Source organism: Streptomyces sp. NPDC046870, from assembly GCF_040704595.1.
Taxonomy (GTDB): Bacteria; Actinomycetota; Actinomycetes; order Streptomycetales; family Streptomycetaceae; genus Streptomyces; species Streptomyces argyrophylli.
The window spans coordinates 455,969-473,580 of sequence record NZ_JBEYXM010000001.1; the positions used below are offsets into that span (position 1 = coordinate 455,969).

General features: G+C 72.3%; 12 protein-coding genes. 3 read left to right on the plus strand and 9 right to left on the minus strand.

All coding sequences use genetic code 11. From position 1 onward, the window contains the following. Nucleotides 1–112 precede the first annotated feature (112 nt). Nucleotides 113–1,987 carry a translation elongation factor 4 gene (gene lepA, locus AB0946_RS02060; protein ID WP_366758715.1) on the minus strand — a complete coding sequence of 625 codons (1,875 nt, stop codon included), beginning with the start codon at nucleotides 1,985–1,987 and terminating at the stop codon, nucleotides 113–115. A 225-nt stretch (nucleotides 1,988–2,212) separates the two neighbouring features. Here lepA and rpsT point away from each other — a divergent pair, with 225 nt between their 5' ends. After that, nucleotides 2,213–2,479 (plus strand): 30S ribosomal protein S20, encoded by a 267-nt coding sequence (gene rpsT, locus AB0946_RS02065; protein WP_004001350.1) that lies wholly within the window; start codon nucleotides 2,213–2,215, stop codon nucleotides 2,477–2,479. A gap of 351 nt (nucleotides 2,480–2,830) precedes the next feature. Here rpsT and holA read toward each other — a convergent pair whose 3' ends face one another. The 8 genes from holA to leuS form a co-directional block, all read right to left on the minus strand. Beyond that, a complete protein-coding gene (gene holA, locus AB0946_RS02070; RefSeq protein ID WP_366758716.1) occupies nucleotides 2,831–3,820 on the minus strand; it encodes a DNA polymerase III subunit delta in 990 nt (329 codons plus the stop codon). Nucleotides 3,821–3,943: 123 nt separating this feature from the next. Beyond that, complete coding sequence (locus tag AB0946_RS02075; RefSeq protein ID WP_366758717.1) at nucleotides 3,944–4,189, minus strand: hypothetical protein; 246 nt, start codon at nucleotides 4,187–4,189, stop codon at nucleotides 3,944–3,946. Nucleotides 4,190–4,395: 206 nt separating this feature from the next. After that, nucleotides 4,396–5,232 (minus strand): arylamine N-acetyltransferase, encoded by an 837-nt coding sequence (locus AB0946_RS02080; RefSeq protein ID WP_366758718.1) that lies wholly within the window; start codon nucleotides 5,230–5,232, stop codon nucleotides 4,396–4,398. Between the two features lie 124 nt (nucleotides 5,233–5,356). Further along, nucleotides 5,357–8,179: a ComEC/Rec2 family competence protein gene (locus AB0946_RS02085; protein WP_366759124.1), complete on the minus strand. Its 2,823-nt coding sequence runs from the start codon at nucleotides 8,177–8,179 to the stop codon at nucleotides 5,357–5,359. A gap of 77 nt (nucleotides 8,180–8,256) precedes the next feature. Beyond that, the gene (locus AB0946_RS02090; protein WP_366758719.1) at nucleotides 8,257–9,411 is read right to left on the minus strand and encodes a helix-hairpin-helix domain-containing protein; all 1,155 of its coding nucleotides are present in this window, start codon (nucleotides 9,409–9,411) and stop codon (nucleotides 8,257–8,259) included. Nucleotides 9,412–9,564: 153 nt separating this feature from the next. Further along, nucleotides 9,565–10,410, minus strand: a complete 846-nt coding sequence (locus tag AB0946_RS02095) for a DegV family protein (RefSeq protein WP_366758720.1) — start codon at nucleotides 10,408–10,410, stop codon at nucleotides 9,565–9,567. Nucleotides 10,411–10,476: 66 nt separating this feature from the next. Next, entirely contained in the window at nucleotides 10,477–11,214 is a 738-nt protein-coding gene (locus AB0946_RS02100) for a hypothetical protein (protein ID WP_366758721.1), read from the minus strand. 137 nt (nucleotides 11,215–11,351) lie between these two features. Then, the gene (gene leuS / locus AB0946_RS02105; protein WP_366758722.1) at nucleotides 11,352–14,231 is read right to left on the minus strand and encodes a leucine--tRNA ligase; all 2,880 of its coding nucleotides are present in this window, start codon (nucleotides 14,229–14,231) and stop codon (nucleotides 11,352–11,354) included. Nucleotides 14,232–14,648: 417 nt separating this feature from the next. On the opposite strand from leuS, the gene AB0946_RS02110 reads away from it, so the two are divergent. Both AB0946_RS02110 and AB0946_RS02115 read left to right on the plus strand, forming a co-directional pair. Continuing rightward, nucleotides 14,649–15,932, plus strand: a complete 1,284-nt coding sequence (locus tag AB0946_RS02110; protein ID WP_366758723.1) for a cytochrome b/b6 domain-containing protein — start codon at nucleotides 14,649–14,651, stop codon at nucleotides 15,930–15,932. Further along, complete coding sequence (locus tag AB0946_RS02115; protein ID WP_171156434.1) at nucleotides 15,929–17,539, plus strand: NADH-quinone oxidoreductase subunit NuoF family protein; 1,611 nt, start codon at nucleotides 15,929–15,931, stop codon at nucleotides 17,537–17,539. The genes AB0946_RS02110 and AB0946_RS02115 overlap by 4 nt, the downstream gene beginning before the upstream one ends. Nucleotides 17,540–17,612 lie beyond the last annotated feature (73 nt).

Here is a 17,612-nt window from a genome sequence, read left to right on the forward strand (position 1 = left end):
GCCTGTCACTTTCCACTCAGAGCGACGTTACGCACGCGTAGGGCCCGCCGCACTTTCGCACGACGGGCCCTCACATGCCCGGTTTACGGGCGTCGCCAGTAGTTACCCCTGGTTACTTCTTGCCCTTGGCCGACCCCGCGCTGTCATCGCTGGACAGCACGGCGATGAAGGCTTCCTGCGGAACCTCCACGGAACCCACCATCTTCATCCGCTTCTTGCCTTCCTTCTGCTTCTCCAGCAGCTTCCGCTTACGGGAGATGTCACCGCCGTAGCACTTGGCGAGGACGTCCTTGCGGATGGCGCGGATGGTCTCGCGGGCGATCACCCGGGAGCCGATGGCGGCCTGCACCGGCACCTCGAAGGCCTGCCGCGGGATCAGCTCCTTGAGCTTGGCGACGAGCCGCACGCCGTACGCGTACGCCTGGTCCTTGTGAGTGATCGCGGAGAACGCGTCCACCTTGTCGCCGTGCAGCAGGATGTCGACCTTGACCAGGCTCGACGTCTGCTCGCCGGTGGGCTCGTAGTCCAGCGAGGCGTAACCACGGGTCTTGGACTTCAGCTGGTCGAAGAAGTCGAAGACGATCTCCGCGAGCGGCAGCGTGTAGCGGATCTCGACCCGGTCCTCGGAGAGGTAGTCCATGCCGAGCAGGGTGCCGCGCCGGGTCTGGCACAGCTCCATGATCGAGCCGATGAACTCGGTGGGCGCGAGGATGGTGGCTCGTACGACCGGCTCGAAGACCTCGTTGATCTTGCCCTCGGGGAACTCGCTCGGGTTGGTGACCGTGTGCTCGCTGCCGTCCTCCATGACCACGCGGTAGACCACGTTGGGGGCGGTGGCGATCAGGTCGAGGCCGAACTCGCGCTCCAGCCGCTCCCGGATCACGTCCAGGTGCAGCAGGCCGAGGAAGCCGACACGGAAGCCAAAGCCGAGGGCCGCGGAGGTCTCCGGCTCGTAGACCAGCGCGGCGTCGTTGAGCTGGAGCTTGTCCAGCGCCTCGCGCAGCTCCGGGTAGTCGGAGCCGTCCAGCGGATACAGGCCCGAGAAGACCATCGGCTTCGGGTCCTTGTAACCGCCGAGCGCCTCGGTCGCGCCCTTCTGCTGGCTGGTGACTGTGTCACCGACCTTCGACTGCCGGACGTCCTTCACACCGGTGATGAGGTATCCCACCTCACCCACGCCGAGGCCGTCCGCCGGCAGCATCTCGGGCGAGCTGACGCCGATCTCCAGCAGCTCGTGCGTGGCGCCGGTCGACATCATCTTGATGCGCTCGCGCTTGTTGAGCTGGCCGTCGATGACACGGACGTACGTCACGACACCGCGGTAGGAGTCGTACACCGAGTCGAAGATCATCGCGCGGGCGGGCGCGTCGGCGACCCCGACCGGTGCCGGGATCTCCTTGACGACCTTGTTCAGCAGCGCGTCCACGCCGAGCCCGGTCTTCGCGGAGACCTTGAGCACGTCCTCCGGATCACAGCCGACCAGGTTCGCCAGCTCCTCGGCGAACTTCTCCGGCTGGGCGGCCGGCAGGTCGATCTTGTTCAGCACCGGGATGATCGTGAGGTCGTTCTCCATCGCCAGGTAGAGGTTGGCGAGGGTCTGCGCCTCGATGCCCTGGGCGGCGTCGACGAGGAGGATGGTCCCCTCGCAGGCGGCGAGCGACCGCGAGACCTCGTAGGTGAAGTCGACGTGCCCCGGGGTGTCGATCATGTTGAGGATGTGGGTCGTGCCCTGGTCGGGGCCCTCGGTCGGGGCCCAGGGCAGCCGCACCGCCTGGGACTTGATCGTGATGCCGCGCTCGCGCTCGATGTCCATCCGGTCGAGGTACTGAGCACGCATCTGCCGCTGCTCGACCACACCGGTCAGCTGGAGCATCCGGTCGGCGAGGGTGGACTTGCCGTGGTCGATGTGCGCGATGATGCAGAAATTGCGGATCAGAGCCGGGGCGGTACGGCTCGGCTCGGGCACATGGTTAGGGGTCGCGGGCACGCAGGGTCCTGTCTCTTGAGGCGCCTTATGCCTCGGGTCGGATCGTTACGTAGTCTCCATGGTCCCACGCGCAGGGACCGGGGGCCGTTTTGGGCCGTCCGGAGGGCCACTGGTACTGTAGATGGCTGTGCCTCATGCCCTCTCAGCGCGAGGCACGGCAGATAATTTTGGATCACCGGCACGGGACCCACGCGGCCCCGCGCCTGAACCTGAAAAGGCTCCTTCGTGGCGAACATCAAGTCCCAGATCAAGCGGATCAAGACCAACGAGAAGGCCCGGCTGCGCAACAAGGCCGTCAAGTCCTCCCTGAAGACCGCGATCCGCAAGGCCCGCGAGGCCGCTGCCGCGGGTGACGTCGAGAAGGCCACCGAGCTGCAGCGCGCTGCCGCGCGTGCGCTCGACAAGGCCGTCTCGAAGGGCGTCATCCACAAGAACCAGGCCGCCAACAAGAAGTCGGCGCTTGCTTCCAAGGTCGCGTCCCTCAAGGGCTGAATCCCTTTCTGATCTGACCGCCGGAAGGACCCAGAGCGGGCCCTCTCTCATCCGCTCCCGCCCGGCACCCCGAGCCTGTTCGCGGCCTGCGTTCGCCACGCGGGAACGGGCTCACCAGCTTGAACCGAGGACCCCGGTTCCCCCGCCCTTCCCCAGGGCGGGGGGCCGGGGTTCTCGTGTGTCTGCTGCTGGAAAACGGCCTCGGGACAGGGCCCGGGTGTCCCGGGACCGGCCCGGGGGCCCGCGACCGGCCCGCGTGCCCGGAAGGCGGGCGGGGTGTGCGGGACGCGGACCGAGGGCTGGTCGCCCTTTTCCGCACCCCATTCGTGCGGGGTTCGGTCCCGGCGCCGCTTACCCGCGTCCGCGGGAGCGGGCGGCCCGGGCGATCGTCACGACCGCCTTCTCCAACGCGTACTCGGGGTCGTCGCCGCCCCCCTTCACGCCGGCGTCCGCCTCGGCGACCGCCCTGAGCGCCACCGCCACCCCGTCCGGCGTCCAGCCCCGCATCTGCTGCCGGACCCGGTCGATCTTCCACGGCGGCATGCCCAGCTCACGCGCCAGGTCGGCCGGCCGGCCGCCCCGCGCCGAGGACAGCTTCCCGATCGCCCGCACGCCCTGCGCCAGCGCGCTGGTGATCATCACCGGCGCCACGCCCGTCGCCAGCGACCATCTGAGCGCCTCCAGCGCCTCCGCCGTCCGGCCCTCCACGGCCCGGTCGGCGACCGTGAAGCTGGACGCCTCGGCACGCCCGGTGTAGTACCGCCTGACGACGGCCTCGTCGATCGTCCCTTCCACGTCCGCGACCAACTGCGAGACCGCCGAGGCCAGCTCCCGCAGATCGCTCCCGATGGCGTCGCACAGCGTCTGGCACGCCTCGGGCGTGGCCGACCGCCCGGACGAACGGAACTCCCCCCGCACGAAGGCCAGCCGGTCCGCCGGCTTGGTCATCTTCGGGCAGGCCACCTCCCGCGCCCCCGCCTTGCGCGCGGCGTCCAGCAGCCCTTTGCCCTTGGCGCCGCCGGCGTGCAGCAGCACCAGGGTGATCTCCTCGGCGGGCGAACCGAGGTACCCCTTCACGTCCTTGACCGTGTCGGCGGACAGGTCCTGCGCGTTGCGTACGACCACGACCTTGCGCTCGGCGAAGAGCGACGGGCTGGTCAGCTCGGCGAGTGTGCCGGGCTGCAGCTGGTCCGGGGTCAGGTCACGTACGTCCGTGTCGGCGTCGGCGGCCCTGGCGGCGGCCACCACCTCCCGCACGGCACGGTCGAGCAGGAGGTCCTCCTGGCCCACGGCGAGGGTCACCGGGGCGAGAGGGTCGTCATTCGCAGTCTTCCTGGCCATCACTGACAGCATCCCACGCGGCACTGACAACGAAGCGCTCACGGCACCCTGACCGGGCCCGGAGCGGCCCCTGAGCGCGGCTCGGGGGCCGGCCCCGACGCCGGCGGCGCGCCGGGCCCGGGGTCACGGCTCCTCGCGCCAGCCGTCCCACTCCCCCGCGAACGCGTCCAGCTCGGCGGGATCGAGCCGCTCGTCCTCGTCCCGCAGCACCACCAGCCACTGGGCGTCCTCGGCGTCGTCCTCGCCGGCCAGCGCGTCCCGGACCAGCCGGGGTTCCTCGTGGATGCCGAACCGCTCCCCGAGCGCCTCGGCCGCCTCCTCGGCGGCGTCGCGATCCGGCAGCACCAGCACATGTCTCACATCACTCACGGGGCCATTCTCCGGCACCGCGGGAGAGGCGAAGGGGCAGGTCACTGCGGGGGAAGCGGGACGTGCGCCGAGGCTCTGCCCGGGCAGGGCGCTCCACACGGCGGCCCGCCGGCGTGCTCACGCTCCACGGCGTGGGGAACCGCCGCACGTCCCGGACACGGACCTATGTCACCGGGAATCCGGCACATGCGCCGGAACCGGCAGAGTCAGTGGTTCGGGTCGGGGTCGCGCACCGCCGGCACACGGCTCAGCTCGATGCCGAAGCGCTCCCGGTAGACCGTCAGCACCTCCTCGTCCGTCTCCAGCTCCCGCGTCTCCTGCGTGCCGCCCCCGGTCGTCGTCCTCAGCCTGCGCCCGCTGAGCGTGATCCTCTCCCCGTCCTCCGTGAGCCGCGAACAGACCAGCGACCGGGTGAAGTGCGACCGCGGCGACGTGCTGTGCCACCAGGCGCCGGCCGCGAAGTCCCCGAGCGCCCGGGGGCGGGTCTCCAGCCGGTACTGCGGCGTCCCGTCCCGCACGACGTCCAGATCCCCGGTGCCCGGCGCGGCACCACCACGCGCCCCGGCCGGATCCGGCCCGGCGTCCACCACCCGGAAGCTCCCACCGGGGTCGTCCTGCTCCCCGCGTTCCGCATAGGCGAGCGGCCAGTGGCTGTGCGTCCCGAACCCGACGTCGGCGAGCCAGGTGTCCCCGTCCGCCGTCCGCACCCGCAGCGCCAGATGGTCGTAAGGGATTCCGAGTCGCCCCTCGTCGCCGTACACACGTCCGGCGAGCAGCTCGACCTCGTAGCCGAGGGCGGCGAGCAACGTCCCGAACGCGCCGTTCAGTTCGTAGCAGAAGCCGCCCCTCCGGGCCTCGGTCACCTTGTCCAGCAGCCGCTTCTCCTCCAGGGTGATCTCCTCTCCGAGGTGGACCGACAGGTTCTCGAAGGGAACGGTCCGCAGATGGCGCAGGTGCAACTCTCGCAGTGTCTCGCTGGTGGGCCGCGGCGGGTGTGTGAGGCCGAGTCGGCGGAGGTAGGCGTCGATCTGTACCGAGGTCATGGGCTCAGTCTGCTGCAGCTCCGTTCGCCCTCACCGGGCAGGGACGTCCCCCTTCCGTCCGGGTCAGCCCTTCCCCCTTCCCCCCTTTCCCCGTGGCCTGTTGCCCCGGTGTCCGTCTTCCTCGTCAGTCGTCCCTCGACACCCCTATCCGCCCGTTCCTCCCGCCGGTCCCGGTGACCGCGAGCGCCCCGTCCCGGTCGGTGCGCAGGACCACCGTGCCGCCGGCCCGCAGCGCGGCCATGGTCACCGGAGCCGGGTGACCGTAGGGGTTGCCGACGCCGGCGGACACCAGCGCCACCCGGGGAGCCGCGAGGCGCAACAACTCAGGCTCCTGGTAGGCCGAGCCGTGGTGAGCCACCTTCAGGACGTCCACTCCGGCCAGGTCGGCCGCCGCCGGGGACCGCACCAGCGCCTGCTGGGCGGGGGGTTCGAGATCTCCGAGCAACAGCAGCCGCAGCCCGCCCGTGCGTACGAGCAGTGCGACACTGGCGTCGTTCGGGCCCTCCGGCTCCCACCCGGCACCCGCGCCCTGCCCCGGCGGGGGTACGCGCGGCCTCTGCGACGGCGAGAGCGGTGGTGATGGCGGTGACGTGGGCTGTGCCGGCGGCGATGGCGGTGGCCACAGCACCCGCCAGGTGAGCGGTCCGGTGCGCCGTTCCTCTCCCGCGACGGCGGTCGTGACCGGGATGTGCCGCTCGGCCGCCTCTCTTCGGACGAACTCCGCCTGCTCCGCGGGTTCCGCGAACGCCGTGGTCTCGATCGCGGCCACCGCGCGGCCCCGCAGCACGCCGGGCAGTCCGGCCACGTGGTCGGCGTGGAAGTGGGTGAGGACGAGGAGAGGGACACGAGTGATGCCCAGCCGCCGCAGGCAGTCGTCGACCAGTGCCGGATCGGGTCCGGCGTCCACGACCACGCCGGCGCCCTCGCCCGCCGCCAGCACGGTGGCGTCACCCTGGCCGACGTCGCACATCGCGAACCGCCAGCCCGGTGGTGGCCAGCCCGTGATCACCCGGGTCAGCGGAGCCGGACGCGTGACCAGCAGCACGAGCAGCACGCCGAGCAGCCCGCACCACCCCGGGTGCCGCAGCAGTCTCCGGCCGGCCAGGACGACGGCCACGGTGAGCACCGCCAGCGCCAGCGCTCCCGGCCAGCTCCCGGGCCAGTCCACTCCCGCGCCGGGCAGTGCCGCCCCGGTCCGGGCGACGCCGGCGATCCACCGCGCCGGCCAACTCGCGCACCAGGCCAGCATCTTGGCCACCGGCATCGCCACCGGCGCCGCCGCGAGCGCCGCGAACCCCAGGACCGTCGCCGGCGCCACCGCCACCTCGGCCAGCAGGTTGCACGGCACCGCCACCAGGCTCACCCTGGCCGACAGCACCGCCACGACCGGAGCGCACACGACCTGCGCGGCGGCGGCCGTCGCCAGCGCCTCGGTGAGCCGCGGGCGCACCCCGCGCCGCCGCAACGCCTCGCTCCAGCCCGGCGCCAGCACCAGGAGCGCACCGGTGGCCAGCACGGACAGCAGGAAGCCGTAACCGCGGGCCAGCCACGGGTCGTAGAGCACCAGCAGCAGGACGGCCGTGGCCAGTGCCGGCACCAGTGATCTACGGCGCCCGGTGGCCAGGGCGAGCAGCGCGACCGCGCCGCAGGCGGCGGCTCGCAGCACGCTGGGGTCGGGCCGGCAGACGACCACGAAGCCCAGTGTCAGCGCCCCCGCCAGCAGGGCCGTGGCCCGCAGGGAGAGGCCCAGGCGTGGCGCCAGGCCTCGGCGCTCGGCGCGTTGGGCCAGGCCGGGTGGTCCGATGAGCAGTGCGAGCAGGACGGTGAGGTTGCTGCCGGAGACGGCGAGCGTGTGCGCCAGGTCCGTCTCCTGGAAGGCGTGGTCCAGCTCGGGCGTGATCCGCGAGGTGTCCCCGACGACCAGCCCTGGCAGCAGCGCCCGCGCGTCCCCCGGCAGGTCTTCGGTCGCTTCCCGCAGACCGGCTCGGAGCCGACCCGCCAGACGTTGCGGCCCGCTCGGCCCGGCCACGATCCGCGGCTCCGGACGGCCGCGCACCCGCAGCACGGCCGCGATCCGGTCACCGCCGGTCAGCGCGGGCGCCAGCCGCCCTGCCACCCGCAGCCGCGTGGACGGCAGCAGACGGAGCAAGGCGGCTCGCCCAGCCGGCACACTCTGTCCGGCGCGCTCCGGTGGCGGGCCGTTACTCCGGCTTTCCGCGCGGCCCTCCGCCGGTGCCGGGACATCCGGGTCGACGATCAACAGCACAGGTGTCCGCGTCCGCACACGTCTTCCGTCGGCCTCCTCGACGCTCCGCACCTCGGCCCGGGCCAGCACCGCCACGGGTGCCGCGTGATCACCGCGCACGTGCGGCCTGCTCAGCCGGGGATCGCCGCTCAGCTCGACCTCGGCGGTCACGGTCGCGAACCGCCGGGCCAGTTCGGGCACCGGTCCGCGCCGCACATCGGCCCCGTGCAGCCCGGCGGAGGCGGCTGCCGCGGCGGCACAGAGCAACACCGCGGCGACGGCGGCACGCGCCCATCCGAACCGGGCGCGTACCCACCGGGCGCGCTCTACCCACCGGGCCCGGTGGGTACGCTCCGCCCCGGGGGTCCACTCGGCCCGGCGGCCCTGCCCCGTCACCGCCGTTCCCATCCCTGCCGTACCCCTTACCGCGGTCCCCCTCACGGCCGGCCACGTCGCCGCCGGCCATGCCACCGGCGTGCCTGTCGACGCCGCGCGAGGAGGAGCACCGACCGCGTCCAACGGCGGGTCCGTCTCTGCCCGTCCGGCCCCGCCCGCCCTTCCCGGCCGCCGCACCGACAGCAGGAGCACCCCTCCGACCAGGCAGACGACGGCGGTCACCGCGGTCCAGGCCCCCGGTGCGTCAACCGTCAGGGCCGCCGTGGCCCAGGCCGCGCATGCGGGCGGTACCAGGCGCAGGTCCATGGGGCCGCTCCGGTCGGTGCGCGCGCTGCCGTCCTCCTGGGGATCGGAACGCGGCCCGGTTCCGTCGAGTGCGCGGCTCATGGCCGTACCAGGTCGCGCAGATCGGAGAACCGGCGGTCGCCGATGCCGTTGACCTCGCGCAGTTCGTTCACCGAGCGGAAACCGCCGTGCTGGGTGCGGTAGTCGATGATGTGCTGGGCCAGTACCGGGCCTACTCCGGGCAGGGTGTCGAGCTGATCCACCGTGGCCGTGTTCAGGGAGACCGGTGCCGGCGGGCCCGTGCCGGTGGATCCGGTGAGCGACCCTCCTGCCGGGGCGGGCGGAGCGGCTGCCCCGGCGGGGGCGCCCACGACGACCTGTTCGCCGTCGACGAGGAAGCGGGCGCGGTTCAGTCCTTCCGTGTTCACGCCCGGCCGGACCCCGCCCGCCGCCCGCAGCGCGTCGGCCACCCGGGCGCCGGCCGGCAGCCGCCGGATCCCCGGCTCGCGGACCTTGCCGCTGATGTCCACGACGATCTCCGCGCCCGGTGTCGCCGGCGTGCTCACGGCCGGTCCGGCGGTCGCTCCCTCACCCTTCTTGGCGAAGGGCGCCTGGGCGCGCACCACCTGAGGAGCGCTCACCTGCTGGGGCCGGCCCGCCCAGAAGTGCTGCACGGCGAAGACAGCGGCGGCCACGAGCACCACGGCGAGCGCCACGGCTCCCCGTCGCTCCATCCCGTACCGGGTCTGGAGCCACACCGGCATCCGCTCGCGCAGCGCCAGCCCAGCCCGCTCCCACCGGCCAGGGGCCCTGGGCCCCGTCGGCACCGGCTCCGATTCCGGCTGGGACTCAGGCTCGGGCTGCGGTGACCGCAGCGCACCGCCCGGTTCAGGCGCGGCGACGGTCGCTGACCGTTCCCGGGTCCCGCCGGACACCGACGTGACCGCTGTCACCGTCCGCCCGGAGCCCGAACGCGCACTCAGGCCGGGCGCGAGGCCCGTCACCGTTGCCGTCGGTGTGTCCCCGGTGCCGCCCGGGACCGGTGGCGCGTTCCCCGACTCCCGCCACTGCACGGCCCGTTCACCGAAGAGGAGTTCCGCTCGGCGGCGCAGTTCCTCCGCCGGTGCGGACGGGCGACGGTGGGCAGGGCGGCGGCCGGGGGAGCGGCGCTGCCGGACCCGGCCGTCGGAGGCGGGGTCGCGGCCGGGGCCGCTGGTCGCGGTCGCTGTGCGTGAGCGCGATCGAAGTGTCATGCCACGAGGATGGGGCTTTCCGCCCGATCGCGATGATCTTGGTGAATTCCCGTGGACGACCGCCCGGTTGTGGAAAACTCCGTCACTCACCCGGGTGAAGCCGGCCGGCCCTCACATCGGCGGAACGGGCCGTACCCGGGGTGGCCGCCCCGGTCAGCGGGGCGAGACGACCGCGCCCAGCAGCCCGGGTCCGGTGTGCGCCCCGATGACCGCTCCGACCTCGCTGACGTGCAGGTCGGCCAGGCCCGGGATGCGCGCCCGCAGCCGGTCGGCGAGCGCGGCGGCACGGTCGGGAGCGGCGAGGTGGTGGACGGCGATGTCGACCTCGGCGCCGCCCGCCCGCTCGGCGGCCAGCTCCTCCAGGCGCGCGATCGCCCTGGACGCCGTACGGACCTTCTCGAGCAGGTCGATGCGGCCGCCGTCCAGCTGGAGCAGGGGTTTGACGGCGAGCGCGGAGCCCAGCAGTGCCTGCGCGGCACCGATACGGCCACCGCGGCGCAGATAGTCGAGGGTGTCGACGTAGAAGAAGGCGGACGTACCGTCGGCGCGCTTCTCGGCTGCGGTGACGGCTTCGTCCACCGTGCCGCCCGCTTCCGCGGCCTGGGCGGCGGCGAGCGCGCAGAAGCCGAGCGCCATCGCGACCATCCCGGTGTCCACCACCCGCACGGGCACCGGTGCCTCGCGCGCGGCGAGGACCGCCGCGTCGTAGGTTCCGGACAGCTCGGCGGACAGGTGCAGGGAGACGATGCCGCACGCGCCGGACTCGGCGACCTTGCGGTACGTCTCCGCGAACACCTGGGGGCTGGGGCGGGAGGTGGTGACGGGACGTCGCTTCTGCAGTGACTGGGCCAGGGAGCGGGTCGAGATCTCGGTGCCCTCTTCCAGGGCCTGGTCGCCGAGGACCACGGTCAGCGGGACCGCGGTGATGCCGTGACGCTCCATCGCCCGGGGCGGCAGGTAGGCCGTTGAATCGGTAACGATCGCGACATGGCGGGACATGAGCTGGAGGTTACCTGGCGTAGTGCTCACTCGGCAGCCCGGCCCCTGTCCCGCGGTCCGGGTCGCTCATGTGGTGCTTTCGGGGCGGGGCTTCTTCTGCCAGCGGGCGGTGGGGCGCCAGGACGGCGGGGCGATCGCCTCGGGAGGCTGCCCCTCGGCCGTGGGAGTCCCGGGCGCCTGGGGCCAGGTCTGTTCGGTGGTCCGGCCGTCGGCCGTGGCGGGCGCATCGGGCCACGGCGGGGGCGCCTGGCCGGGCTCGACCCGCGTCCAGTGGCGCAGGGCGTCCGCTTCGACGTGGATCTGCGCGCTGAGGGTGCCCAGATCGTCGTCGGCGAAGCGGCGGGCTCGGTCGCGGACCGCCCAGCGCAGGGAGTCCGCGGACTTGGTGATCCGCTCGGTGCGGCTGCGCAGTTCGGGCAGGCGCGCGGTGAGCGTGGCCCGGTCCGGCTCGGACTCCAGACGCTTGAGGTCGGCGTCCAGCTCGTGTCCGTGCGCGCTGAGCCGTTCGAAGAGGCCGAGGGACTCCTTCAGCGACTCGTCCTCGGCCGCGCCCGCGTGCAGCGCGTCCTGTGTGGCGCGCATGGACGTGCGCAGCGCGAGCCTCAGCTGGGCGATCTCGCCGGCGGGTCCGGTCTGCGCGAAGGACTTGGCACGCAGGGTGTGGTCCTCGACGGTGCGGCGGGCCTGCGCGATGGTCCGGTCCACGCCCCGCTTGGCGGCGCCGACCGCCTTCACCGTGGCGTACGCGCCCAGGGCGACGAACAGCAGGAAGAGCAGGGCGAACACGGTCAGCACGACTTCCATGGCGCTCCTCCTCCGGCCGGTGCGGCACGAGCCGCTGTGCTCTCCACGGTAAACGCAGCGGGCAGGTCCGGAGTTCCGGGAGAACCCCGAACCTGCCCGTAGGGGACTACCCCGAGCCGGTGAGAAGACCCCGGTCGTTACGCCGGGACGATGTTGACCAGCTTCGGCGCCCTCACGATCACCTTGCGGATGCCCGCGCCGTCCAGCGCCGCGACGACCTTCTCGTCGGCCAGCGCCACCTTCTCCAGCTCCTCCTCGGAGATGGTGGGCGGCACCTCCAGCCGGGCCTTGACCTTGCCCTTGATCTGCACGACGCAGGTCACGGTCTCGTCCACGACGTAGGCCGGGTCGGCCACCGGGAAGTCCTGGTGGACGACCGAGCCGGTGTGGCCCAGCTTGCGCCACAGCTCCTCGGCGATGTGCGGGGCCAGCGGGGCGACCATCAGCACCAGCGGCTCGGCCACGGACCGCGGCACGGCGGCGCCGGCCTTGGTCAGGTGGTTGTTCAGCTCGGTGACCTTGGCGATGGCGGTGTTGAAGCGCAGGCCCTCCAGGTCCTGGCGCACGCCGTCGATCGCCTTGTGCAGGGCGCGCAGGGTCTCCTCGTCGGGCTCGGCGTCGGTGACGGTGACCTCGCCGGTGTTCTCGTCGACGACGTTGCGCCACAGCCGCTGCAGCAGCCGGAACTGGCCGACCACCGCGCGCGTGTCCCACGGGCGGGAGACGTCCAGCGGGCCCATGGCCATCTCGTACAGGCGCAGCGTGTCGGCGCCGTACTCGGCGGCGATCTCGTCCGGAGTCACCGCGTTCTTCAGGGACTTGCCCATCTTGCCCAGCAGCCGGCTGACCTGCTCGCCCTGGTAGTAGTAGGCGCCGTCGCGCTCCTCCACCTCGGCGGCCGGCACCGCGATGCCACGGCTGTCACGGTAGACGTAGGCCTGGATCATGCCCTGGTTGAACAGCTTGTGGAACGGCTCCGCGGAGGAGACGTGCCCCAGGTCGTACAGCACCTTGGACCAGAAACGCGCGTACAGCAGGTGCAGTACGGCGTGCTCGGCGCCGCCGACGTACAGGTCGACGCCGCCGTGCGGCCGGCCCTCGCGCGGGCCCATCCAGTACCGCTCGATCTCCGGGTCGACCAGCTTCCGGTCGTTGTGCGGGTCCAGGTAGCGGAACTCGTACCAGCAGGAACCGGCCCAGTTGGGCATGGTGTTGGTCTCGCGGCGGTACTTCCTGGGGCCGTCGCCCAGGTCCAGGGTGACGTTGACCCATTCCTCGTTGCGCGACAGCGGCGTCTCGGGCTTGGTGTCGGCGTCGTCCGGGTCGAAGGTGCGCGGGCTGTAGTCCTCGATCTCGGGCAGCTCCAGCGGCAGCATCGACTCGGGCAGCGCGTGGGCGACGCCGTCCTCGTCGTAGACGATCGGGAAGGGCTCGCCCCAGTAGCGCTGGCGGCTGAACAGCCAGTCACGCAGCCGGAAGTTGACCGTGCCCTCGCCGATGCCCTCGCGCTCCAGCCATTCGGTGATGCGCGCCTTGGCCTCGACCACGCCCAGGCCGTTCAGCCGCACGTCGTCGCTGTCGGAGTTGACGATCTTCGCGTCGTAGGAGACGAAGGCGTCGTCCCAGGTGGACGCGTCGGTGCCGCGGCCGTCGGTCGGCTCGACCACGCAGCGGACCGGCAGCTCGAAGGCGCGCGCGAAGGCGAAGTCGCGGCTGTCGTGCGCGGGCACGGCCATGATCGCGCCGGTGCCGTAGCCCATCAGGACGTAGTCGGCGATGAAGACCGGGACCTGCTCGCCGTTGACCGGGTTGGTCGCGTACGCGCCGGTGAAGACGCCCGTCTTGTCCTTGGCCTCGGCCTGCCGCTCGACGTCGGACTTCGAGGCGGCCTGCGCGCGGTAGGCGGCGACGGCCTCGGCCGGGGTGGCGTGGCCGCCGGTCCACACCTCGTGCGTGCCCTCGGGCCACGCCTCGGGGGTGAACTTCTCGACCAGCGGGTGCTCGGGCGCCAGCACCATGTAGGTCGCGCCGAACAGGGTGTCCGGGCGGGTGGTGAAGACGGTGATGCGCTCGCCGTCGATCGGGAAGTCGACGCGGGCGCCCTCGCTGCGGCCGATCCAGTTGCGCTGCTGCAGCTTGATGGCCTCGGGCCAGTCCAGCTCCTCCAGGTCCTCCAGCAGCCGGTCGGCGTAGGCGGTGATGCGCATGTTCCACTGGCGCAGCTTGGCCTTGAAGACCGGGAAGTTGCCGCGCTCGGAGCGGCCGTCGGCGGTGACCTCCTCGTTGGCCAGCACGGTGCCCAGGCCCGGGCACCAGTTGACCGGCGCGTCGGAGGCGTAGGCCAGCCGGTACTCGCCCAGGACGTCGGCGCGCTCGGTGGCGGTCAGCTCGCTCCACGCGCGCGTGGTGCCCGGAATCGCGCGCTCACCGGACTCGAACTGTGCGATCAGCTCGGAGATCGGGCGGGCCCTGCGCGCCTCGGCGTCGTACCAGGAGTTGAAGATCTGCAGGAAGATCCACTGGGTCCACTTGTAGTAGTCCGGGTCGATCGTGGCGAACGACCGGCGCTTGTCATGGCCCAGGCCCAGCCGGCGCAGCTGGGACTTCATGTTGTTGATGGCGGCCTCGGTGGTGATCCGCGGGTGCTCGCCGGTCGTGACGGCGTGCTGCTCGGCGGGCAGGCCGAAGGCGTCGAAGCCCAGGGTGTGCAGGACGTTGTGGCCGGTCATGCGCTGGAACCGGGCGTAGACGTCGGTGGCGATGTAGCCCAGCGGGTGGCCGACGTGCAGGCCCGCACCGGAGGGGTACGGGAACATGTCCATGATGAACTTCTTGGGCTTGGCGACCAGCTCCGGATCCCCCGCCAGGTCGCCCGTGGGGTTCGCCGCCGCGTAGGTGCCGTCCGCGTCCCAGAAGTCCTGCCAGCGTGCCTCGATCTCGGCTGCCATGGCGGCCGTGTAGCGGTGCGGCGCGGCCTCCGCCGACGCGGCGGTGGCAGCGGGGTTCGTCTCGCTCATGATCCTCAAAGCTCCATCGATCGTCTCTGCCTGCGGCTGTGACATCCAAAGAAACGAAAAAACCCCTCGCACAGGAGGGGACGCCGCGCCGATGCCGACCTCACGGGTGGACCGGGGTCGGTACTGATCAGCGCGGCCCGCTAAGCAGAAGGCGTACGGCACGCATGGCGTTAGGGTACCGCAGCCCTTGAGCAAGCGGCGAGGCGCTTCCGTATCCCTGGTGGACATGTCACGAAGCCCGCCGGAACTGAACGAAGGTCAACGATTACTTCGCGTAACGTCCCCTACAGGACACCTCCCCCAGTCGCATGGTCCGTTGATAACAACGCAATAACTCAAACCCCGTACTGATCGGTATGGCGCCACCTAGAGTGCGGCAGCGGGACCGCTTTCCCGAAACTGCTCGGAGTTGCCCCCATGAACCCTCGTCGTAGTACCAGCTCGCTCCCCAAACCGGGCCGCTCGGCCTATGGGGTGGCGTCCGCTGTCGTCCTGCTGCTCATACCCGTGGTCGTGCTGGTCGGAGGCAGCCAGTTCCGCGAGTTCCTGAACTTCGGAGCGGGCGTGCTGTCCCTCGTCTCGCTGAGCTGCTCGGTGATCTGGGGCCTGTTCGCCCAGGACCGGATCTTCCTCAACACGCGGCAGCGGATCATCGGCCAGGCGGTGCACCGGACGACCGCGGTCGCCTCGATCGCGTTCCTGTTGCTGCACATCACCACGAAGATCGCGCTCGGCCACACGAAGCTGATCGCCGCGATCATTCCGTTCTCGCTCGGCCTCACCGGAATCGCCGGCCTGATCGGACTGGGCTCGCTCGCGGGCCTGCTGATGATCTTCGTGGGCGTCACCGGCGCCCTGCGCAGCAATTTCGCCACCCCGGCCCCGGTCGCCGCCCGCTGGCGGGCCATGCACATGCTGGCCTACCCGGCCTGGTGCGCCGCGCTCGTCCACGGCCTCTACGCGGGTCGCTCGGCCAAGCCGGTCTTCGTGATCCTCTACAGCCTGTCCCTGCTCGGCGTGATGGGCGCCCTCGCGCTGCGCGCCGCGCCGCGCCCGGTCAAGCGGAAGGTCGCCGACCGGCTGGTGGCCCTGTTCGGCAGCTCGGAGCGACCGGGGCTCGACGAGCTGGACGCGAGCCGCTCGCGGGTGGCCGAGTCGGCGCTGCCCGGCTTCGCGAGCCGGCGTGACCCGCGCATGGCCTCCGCGGACACGATGACGTCCCCGCTCTACCAGACCCCGGCCGCCCCCGCCGGCGAGCCCGGCCCCGGCTTCGCGGCGGCCTACCGCGCGGTCTCCACCCCCGGCCGCCCCCAGCAGCCGTACACGGCCGACCAGACCGCCCGCATGGACGTGCCGGTGGATCTGCGGCCCACGGAGGCCGTCCCGCGCGTGGACGGCCCCTCCAGCACCTCGGGCAGCTGGCCGATCCCGTCCCCGCCGCCGGTCGGCGAGGCCCCGCCGTCCGCGTACGACCCGCTCCAGGACACCGGATACACCATCCCGGTCTACGGCAATCCGGGCACACCCGGATACGGCGGAAGTGACGTGTACGACACCGGTGAGACAAACGGCCTCTATGGCGCGTACAACCCGGGTGACACGTTCGACAGCGGTCCCGCCACCGAAACGCTGCCCGGCTCGTCCTACGAGACGCCGGGCTCGGGCGAACCCTGGAACACGCCTTCCGGAGGCTTTAAGTGAACGAGGCCCTGCCCGACGTCCCCGAAGTCCGCGTGGTCGGGCTTCCCCAGCTCACGTCGGGCTTCGACCTTGTGGAGCGGCTCGATCTGGCCATGCACCTGAAGGTGCACGGGCCGCTCGACCCGCTGGGCGGCGAACAGCTCGCCCAGCTCGCCGAACGCATCAACCTCAGGGGCCGCGGCGGCGCCGGCTTCCCCTTCCACAAGAAGCTGCGCTCGGTCGCCGAGTCGGCGATCAAGCGCGGGGTGCGGCCGGTCGTCGTGGTGAACGGCAGCGAGGACGAACCGGCCTGCCGCAAGGACACGGTGCTGATCAACCGCGCACCGCACCTCATCCTCGACGGCGCGCTGCTGTGCGCCGAGGCGCTCGGCGCGCGCACGCTCGTCATCGGCGTCACCCGGGAGTCCACACAGCGCTCCATGGAGGCCGCACTCGCCGAGCGCGGCCTGAGCAACAGCCGTAGATCGGCGCTGCGCGCGTGGGTGCAGCGCAATCCGGTGCGCATGGTCACCGGCGCCGCCGCCTCGCTGATCCGCTCCGTCGACGGCGGGCCGGCGATCCCGCCCGGCCGCAAGATCAGCGCCTCGCAGAGCGGCGTCGGCGGCGCGCCCACGCTGCTGTCGAACGCGGAGACGTTCGCGCAGCTGGCCATCGCGGCCCGCATCGGCCCGGAGCGCTACGGCAACACCGGTCTGTACGACGAGCCGGGCACCGTGATGCTCACGGTGTCCGGCGCGGTGGCCCGTCCGATGGTCATCGAGGTCCCCACGGGCGTGCCGCTGCGCTACGTGCTGCAACTGGCCGGCGCCCCGCCGGTGCCGCAGGGCGTGCTGACCGGCGGCTACCACGGCAAGTGGATCGACGCGGCGACCGTCAACGAGGCGATCGTCTCCCGCAACTCGCTGGACGCGGTGGGCGGTTCGCTGGGCGCGGGCGCGATCCTGCCGATCAGCCAGGAGACGTGCCCGCTGGGCGAGTCGCTGCGGGTCGCGCAGTGGCTGGCCGAGGAGAGCGCGGGCCAGTGCGGGCCCTGCTACCTGGGACTGCCCGCCGCCGCGCGCGGGATGGAGGACATCCTGAACGGCGGCGGACCGGCCGCCCTGGAGGCGCTGAAGCAGGTCGCCAAGAACGTGAAGCGGCGCGGGGCCTGTTCACACCCGGACGGCTCGGCGATGTTCCTGGAGTCGACCATCAAGGCGTTCACCGACGACCTGGCCGCGCACGTCCTCGGAAACGGCTGCGGACGGCCCGTGGAGGGCGTGCTGCCGCTCTTCGAGGGGGGCAGGGCCCCCACGGGCGTGCCGGGCGGCGCAGAGCCCGCGGAGACCGGCGCCAGCCGCCAGAAGATCTACGTCGACTGGACGCTCTGCCGGGGCCACGGGCTGTGCGCGGACATCCTGCCCGAGGTCTTCGAGCTCGGCGCCGACGGCTTCCCCACGGTGGCACAGGCACAGGTGCCGCGCTACGCGGAGGCCAAGGCGCTGCGCGCGGTGCGCCGCTGCCCGGCGCTGGCCCTGCGCATCGAGGAGGACACCCGCGGGCAGGCGCCGTCGCGCAACCTGCCGGTCCTCTCCCAGGGCCGCGGCCGGCGCGCGCTCGGCCGCTGAGCACACGCGAAGGGGCGGGTCACCGTAACGGGTGGCCCGCCCCCTTCGCCCGGCCGCGCCGTGTCGCGACACG

Coding starts and splice junctions, on each gene's coding strand:
- holA (WP_366758716.1), bottom strand. CDS start 3,820: ATGGCCAGGAAGACTGCGAATGACGACCCTCTCGCCCCGGTGACCCTC.
- AB0946_RS02090 (WP_366758719.1), bottom strand. CDS start 9,411: ATGACACTTCGATCGCGCTCACGCACAGCGACCGCGACCAGCGGCCCC.
- leuS (WP_366758722.1), bottom strand. CDS start 14,231: ATGAGCGAGACGAACCCCGCTGCCACCGCCGCGTCGGCGGAGGCCGCG.
- AB0946_RS02095 (WP_366758720.1), bottom strand. CDS start 10,410: ATGTCCCGCCATGTCGCGATCGTTACCGATTCAACGGCCTACCTGCCG.
- AB0946_RS02085 (WP_366759124.1), bottom strand. CDS start 8,179: ATGGACCTGCGCCTGGTACCGCCCGCATGCGCGGCCTGGGCCACGGCG.
- AB0946_RS02110 (WP_366758723.1), top strand. CDS start 14,649: ATGAACCCTCGTCGTAGTACCAGCTCGCTCCCCAAACCGGGCCGCTCG.
- AB0946_RS02100 (WP_366758721.1), bottom strand. CDS start 11,214: ATGGAAGTCGTGCTGACCGTGTTCGCCCTGCTCTTCCTGCTGTTCGTC.
- AB0946_RS02080 (WP_366758718.1), bottom strand. CDS start 5,232: ATGACCTCGGTACAGATCGACGCCTACCTCCGCCGACTCGGCCTCACA.